The sequence below is a fragment of the Thauera sp. genome (assembly GCF_035444905.1).
In the GTDB taxonomy this organism is placed as follows: domain Bacteria; phylum Pseudomonadota; class Gammaproteobacteria; order Burkholderiales; family Rhodocyclaceae; genus Thauera.
Genome location: NZ_DAOMPS010000112.1, coordinates 1 through 4562 on the forward strand (window position 1 = coordinate 1; position 4562 = coordinate 4562).

General features: G+C 60.4%; 10 protein-coding genes. 3 read left to right on the plus strand and 7 right to left on the minus strand.

Translation table 11 applies throughout. The features are described from left to right. The 3 genes from PLC66_RS22135 to PLC66_RS22145 all read left to right on the plus strand — a co-directional run. A partial coding sequence (locus PLC66_RS22135) for a hypothetical protein (RefSeq protein WP_324544348.1) occupies nt 1–235 on the plus strand: 235 nt, incomplete at its 5' end. A 307-nt stretch (nt 236–542) separates the two neighbouring features. Further along, nucleotides 543–752 (plus strand): hypothetical protein, encoded by a 210-nt coding sequence (locus tag PLC66_RS22140; protein ID WP_324544349.1) that lies wholly within the window; start codon nt 543–545, stop codon nt 750–752. 10 nt (nt 753–762) lie between these two features. Then, on the plus strand, nt 763–1029 hold the full coding sequence (locus PLC66_RS22145; protein WP_324544350.1) for a hypothetical protein: 267 nt from the start codon (nt 763–765) through the stop codon (nt 1027–1029). Between the two features lie 54 nt (nt 1030–1083). Here PLC66_RS22145 and PLC66_RS22150 read toward each other — a convergent pair whose 3' ends face one another. From PLC66_RS22150 to PLC66_RS22180, 7 genes are all read right to left on the minus strand, one after another. Beyond that, entirely contained in the window at nt 1084–1530 is a 447-nt protein-coding gene (locus PLC66_RS22150; protein ID WP_324544351.1) for a CAP domain-containing protein, read from the minus strand. A gap of 9 nt (nt 1531–1539) precedes the next feature. After that, nucleotides 1540–2604, minus strand: coding sequence for a DNA methyltransferase (locus PLC66_RS22155; protein ID WP_324544352.1), 1065 nt, complete (start codon nt 2602–2604; stop codon nt 1540–1542). A 30-nt stretch (nt 2605–2634) separates the two neighbouring features. After that, nucleotides 2635–2844, minus strand: coding sequence for a hypothetical protein (locus PLC66_RS22160; protein WP_324544353.1), 210 nt, complete (start codon nt 2842–2844; stop codon nt 2635–2637). After that, entirely contained in the window at nt 2822–3094 is a 273-nt protein-coding gene (locus tag PLC66_RS22165; RefSeq protein ID WP_324544354.1) for a hypothetical protein, read from the minus strand. Before PLC66_RS22165 ends, PLC66_RS22160 begins: the two co-directional genes overlap by 23 nt. After that, entirely contained in the window at nt 3091–3909 is an 819-nt protein-coding gene (locus PLC66_RS22170) for a hypothetical protein (protein WP_324544355.1), read from the minus strand. The genes PLC66_RS22165 and PLC66_RS22170 overlap by 4 nt, the downstream gene beginning before the upstream one ends. Then, a complete protein-coding gene (locus tag PLC66_RS22175; RefSeq protein ID WP_324544356.1) occupies nt 3906–4133 on the minus strand; it encodes a hypothetical protein in 228 nt (75 codons plus the stop codon). The genes PLC66_RS22170 and PLC66_RS22175 overlap by 4 nt, the downstream gene beginning before the upstream one ends. Before the next feature lie 73 nt (nt 4134–4206). After that, entirely contained in the window at nt 4207–4503 is a 297-nt protein-coding gene (locus PLC66_RS22180) for a hypothetical protein (RefSeq protein WP_324544357.1), read from the minus strand. Between the last annotated feature and the right edge of the window lie 59 nt (nt 4504–4562).

Genomic DNA, 4562 nt, shown 5'->3' on the forward strand with positions numbered 1-4562 from the left:
CGCGACCCAACTACAGGACGTAGAAAGCCTGATAGCCGCGATAAGTAAAATGGTTGATCTACTGGATTGCGTCGTCCTGACCGGCGCATCGTGGCCCGAAGTATCCGGCATTTTGTCGGTTGACGGCGAGACGTTTAGAGAGGTCTTGCCCCTGGGCGACGGCATTCATATTGTCCTGAGCGTCGGCGACCTGCCGACAAAAATGGTTGACGGGATACATGAGATAGAGGTATAGCTCAGACGATGGGACAATAATCGAGGCTCCCCCACTGCCGCAGGCAGATAGCGCAAGCAAGGAGAAAGGGCTACTACAGCGAGACGCTGCGCTATCGAGCGGCGCGCTATGCCGAGGTGATGAGAACGGCCGGCAGGGGTGATTAAAGTTTTTGGCCGAAAATTTTAACCACCTGCTAGGGCAGTAGAACCAATTTTAACCAGTTTCAAAACTGGTCGAAAATTAGAACATATGAGCCTTGACACTATGATTGATTGGTGCTATGATTCAATCATAGTTAGGAAATCAAACAAACAGGAGACATGAGATGAAACCGAATCAGATAATCAAGAAAATGGCAGCGGGAGAGGCGAGCGACAGCGACATCAACGAATTGGCGCTGGCAGTAGCGCAGCAGAGCGAACGAGGGCAATGGTACGACGGCCCCGGTAGCACCAATGTCCTAGACTGGATTGTCGAGGCCGATCTAACCGGCGACGAAACGGTGGAGACACTGGCGGCTGAGTGGGACGAGTAGGAATGTGCCAATGACTAAAACCACATGGGGCGGCCGCCGCGCCGGAGCAGGCAGCGGCGGCCCACGGCCCGGAGCAGGACGGCCGCGCGTGCGATTCACGGCACGGCGCGGCCAGACCTACATCATGGAACGGCAGACAATCGGCGCGTCCGACCCGTTCCACGAGCCGGAGCGGTGGACGCTGCTGAGCGTCCAAACAGGAATGTTTGAATTCCAACACGGTGACGACATCATCGTGATCCGGCTACCGGATGACGATGAATCATACGACCGCTAACGCCTATTTTAGTTAAACTATGGCGTATCGGAGCGGCCGATACGCCCCCCGCCCTCAGTATCCCCGCCCGCAACACGGACACGGCTGCTTCACCGGCGCGGCCACCGGACGGCCGAAATCGACCACCCAGTAGAACCCCCACGGCGACCCCGGCGCGGCCAGTCTGACACTGCCCATCTCCGTCACGTCGGGCGATAGTATCGCGGCCCGATGCACCGGCGACACCATCCACCAATCGAACATCCTCGCCTCGTCGCCGCCAAAGCCCCAGCCCACATTTTCGAGCCAGCGGGCCGCGCGATAGCCCGCGCGGTTCAGCCGCTCGCCAATCGTTGACCCGTCGCTGCCCTCGTGCCAGCGCCGCGATTCAATCAGCCACACATTGCGCGAGAGGTCGGCCGCGTGGTCACGCGCCGCCTGCGCCAATGCCGCGCTCTCGGCCAGCGGTGGTAGCCCATGCGCCGCCCGCGCCGCGTTAATTCGCTCCAGCATCGTTGTCATTCCTGCCTCTCATGGTATTAGCTCCAGTTGGCGGGCTTGTTCAGCGGCCTTGGCTATCCGCTCGCGGGCGTAGTCTGCCCATGTGTTGTCCTTCTCAATGCCAATGAAATCCCGCCCCAAGTCACGCGCCGCGATACCGGTGGAACCGCTGCCCGCGAACGCGTCCAAGACAACCGCGCCCGGCTTGCTACTGGCGGCGATGATGTGACGTAACAGGGCCTGCGGCTTTTCGGCGGGATGCTTGCCGGGATAGGCTTGTACCGTTGGGAACGTCCATACATCGGTATAGGGCACGTCGGCGGTAACTGAGAACGGCCGCCGCAGGTCTTCGTATTCGCGCCGCAGGTCTTCGTATTCGCGCCGCAGGTCTTCGTATTCGCGCCGCAGGTATTCGTATTCGCGCCGCAGGTATTCGCCGCCGTGGTTGAGGCGGCTCATGGCTTGGCGCATCCTTTCGTAGTGTTCGGCAGTTGGCAACCACCACTGAGAGACGCTAAAGTAATGGCGGCCAGCCATCCCGCCCAATCGCCTGAAACCTAGCGCCTCATTTATATCTTCCTTGCTAACCCCCGCCCGCTGCCTCTCCCCGTCCAGATACGCCCGCAACGGCTCGAACACAAACCCGCGCAACTCATCACACTTAGCGGTATAGCCCGCCTCGCCTTTGGCGTAGCCGTCCGCGCCGTAGTGCTCGGCGAAGATGATACGCTCCGAATCTCCAAAGAAAGCGCGTAATGTTTCCTTGCTCGCTTGATTGGCCCGTGTCCCGCCGTCCTTATTCCATACGATATGATTCAACACGTTAAACCGTTCGCCCGTCAGCACTTCCACCCGCGCCGCCATGCGCGGCGATGCGAACAGGTAAAGCGAACCGTTAGGCTTTAGCACGCGATAGAACTCAGCCAATACCGCGTCAAGCCACTCCAGGAACTTGGCGGGCGTGTCCCATTGCCTATCCCACGGTAGATTCTTCACCTTGTAATAAGGCGGGTCGGTCAGGATGAGATCAACGCTGGAATCGGCCAGCGTCGGCATGACTTCCAGACAATCGCCCGTGATAACCTGCCACGTCATAAGCAGTCATCCTCACCCGCCCGCGCGGCGTTAATTCGCTCCAGCATCATATCCCTCCACCAACGCGCCGACGGCCTGCGCCAGCCCGCGCACCATGTCCACATCGTAGCGCCGCACCTCGTCGCCTTCGTCAACGTCCGGGAATTCCTCAACGACAATCTGCGAGAGCGCCGCCTGATTCTCCCAAAACAGTGTGCACCATTTTTGGTACTCGTTTTCAATCGGCGAATGCTTCGTCATAAGTCGCCCCTGTCAGTTTGTAGGCCGGGATATGGGTACGCGCGCCGTCGATGCGCGTGAATGGAATGCGAACGCAGACGACGCGCCCGGCCTCAATGAGCGCGCGTAGGCGGCGCGTCGTGGTCGCCTCGCTGTAGCCGGTTATGGCGCACAATTTCCGCACGGTCATCGCCGCCGGGTCATCGTCTACGCCGTTCTTACGCGCCGCTTCCAGCGCGTTGATCAGTTCGTCAATCTCTATATCTGTCATACCGTTACATAAGCCCTGCGCGGCCAGTTATAATACAGTTTGTCCACCGTATAGCGCCCTTCCGCACAGGTCACAATCGCGCCGCCGATGGGCAAATCCCCGCCGCCAATGCGATAGCCATAGCTCGTCGTGTGTTGCCATGAGGGGAGTATCAGCGCGCGAACCGGCGCTATATCGTAGCTGTCGCCGGGCCGATGTACGTGCCCGCGTACGTACAGATGTGGCGGTTTCTCGTTGCGCTCGACGGCCTCATAGAACGACATGGCCGCCAGCCGGCCGGCGAAATTGCCGCGTGTCCAGGGGACACGCCCGCCGCCGCCCGGCGGGTGATGGGCGATGTCAAAGCGGACGCCTTCGATGTCCAGCCTCAATTGCCAATGGCTGTACAGATCGTCGCCCGGCCCCGTCGCCCCGATGTCACTGGCGACCGTTTCATCCATGTAGGCCGACCCGCCACTGTGGGCCTCCGTGCCGCGCGTCACGAAGATGCGATCATCCTCTCCAAGCAAGGCCAGCGCGGGCGCAAGGGCCTCGGCACTCAGCTTGAGCATGTCGGCCGGGTTGCGTGTTACCAGTTGTGACGTGGGGTGGTAATTGTTATCGGCTAGTTCGCCGTTGAGCACGATGACCAATCGCTTGCCTTCGCGCGCCGTCTTGACCGCCTTCCAATAGGCCAGCCAATGCCGCCAGATTGCCCGCTGAATTGGGCCGGCGTGGTATTGCCCCCGGTCGTCGAGGTCAACCACCGGCGGGCACAGGGCTGTAGTCGAGTTGCAATGCAGGTCGGATACCAGAGCGACAACCGCCGCACTCATGCCGCCCTTCCCATCTGGAACGCTGCTATCAGGTACACCCGCGCGGCGTCTCGCAGCTCGGCAAACGGCCGCCCATCCATCACCCATGTTAGCCCCATGAGCGTCGCCAGCATCTCAATATTGCCCTCATGGCTATCCTCGACCCCCTCGCGGCTGTACCACTCCGTCGCCACGGCTTCGGCCTCGGCCAGATAGTCGCGTAGTTCTTGCGGTTGGTCTGTCATGATTTTAGCGGCCGGTGGGTTGTAGCAAGCCCCGCACCCACCGGCCAAACGCAAGGGCGATCCCTGTCGCTACCTAGGAGGACTTCGATGGGCTGATAGCAATCTGATAGGTCGCCTGATTAGCGACTAGCGCCGTGATGAGCAGTTCCACCAGCCCCCACATTCCCGCCTCATCGCACGTCACTGATTGCCACGGCGAGTAGCACCCGGCCAGAAACACACCGACGGCCGCGACCAGCAGCAGCACCGCCATGACCTGCGCTTTGCGCACACCGTCGAGCGCCGCATACCAATCGCTCAAGCCGGGGATGTACCCAAATCCCAGCGAGAGCAGAATACCCGCGATCCCCACAAGAAGATTGTCTGTCATAATGTGTTACCTATAGTTCCTTGCCCGTTCGGGCGCGATTATCCGGCCGCCGTTCGCAG

What these genes read in the sequence shown, in the direction of transcription:
- PLC66_RS22140 (WP_324544349.1), top strand. Translation starts at nt 543, where the DNA reads ATGAAACCGAATCAGATAATCAAGAAAATGGCAGCGGGAGAGGCGAGC.
- PLC66_RS22145 (WP_324544350.1), top strand. Translation starts at nt 763, where the DNA reads ATGACTAAAACCACATGGGGCGGCCGCCGCGCCGGAGCAGGCAGCGGC.
- PLC66_RS22150 (WP_324544351.1), bottom strand. Translation starts at nt 1,530, where the DNA reads ATGACAACGATGCTGGAGCGAATTAACGCGGCGCGGGCGGCGCATGGG.
- PLC66_RS22155 (WP_324544352.1), bottom strand. Translation starts at nt 2,604, where the DNA reads ATGACGTGGCAGGTTATCACGGGCGATTGTCTGGAAGTCATGCCGACG.
- PLC66_RS22160 (WP_324544353.1), bottom strand. Translation starts at nt 2,844, where the DNA reads ATGACGAAGCATTCGCCGATTGAAAACGAGTACCAAAAATGGTGCACA.
- PLC66_RS22165 (WP_324544354.1), bottom strand. Translation starts at nt 3,094, where the DNA reads ATGACAGATATAGAGATTGACGAACTGATCAACGCGCTGGAAGCGGCG.
- PLC66_RS22170 (WP_324544355.1), bottom strand. Translation starts at nt 3,909, where the DNA reads ATGAGTGCGGCGGTTGTCGCTCTGGTATCCGACCTGCATTGCAACTCG.
- PLC66_RS22175 (WP_324544356.1), bottom strand. Translation starts at nt 4,133, where the DNA reads ATGACAGACCAACCGCAAGAACTACGCGACTATCTGGCCGAGGCCGAA.
- PLC66_RS22180 (WP_324544357.1), bottom strand. Translation starts at nt 4,503, where the DNA reads ATGACAGACAATCTTCTTGTGGGGATCGCGGGTATTCTGCTCTCGCTG.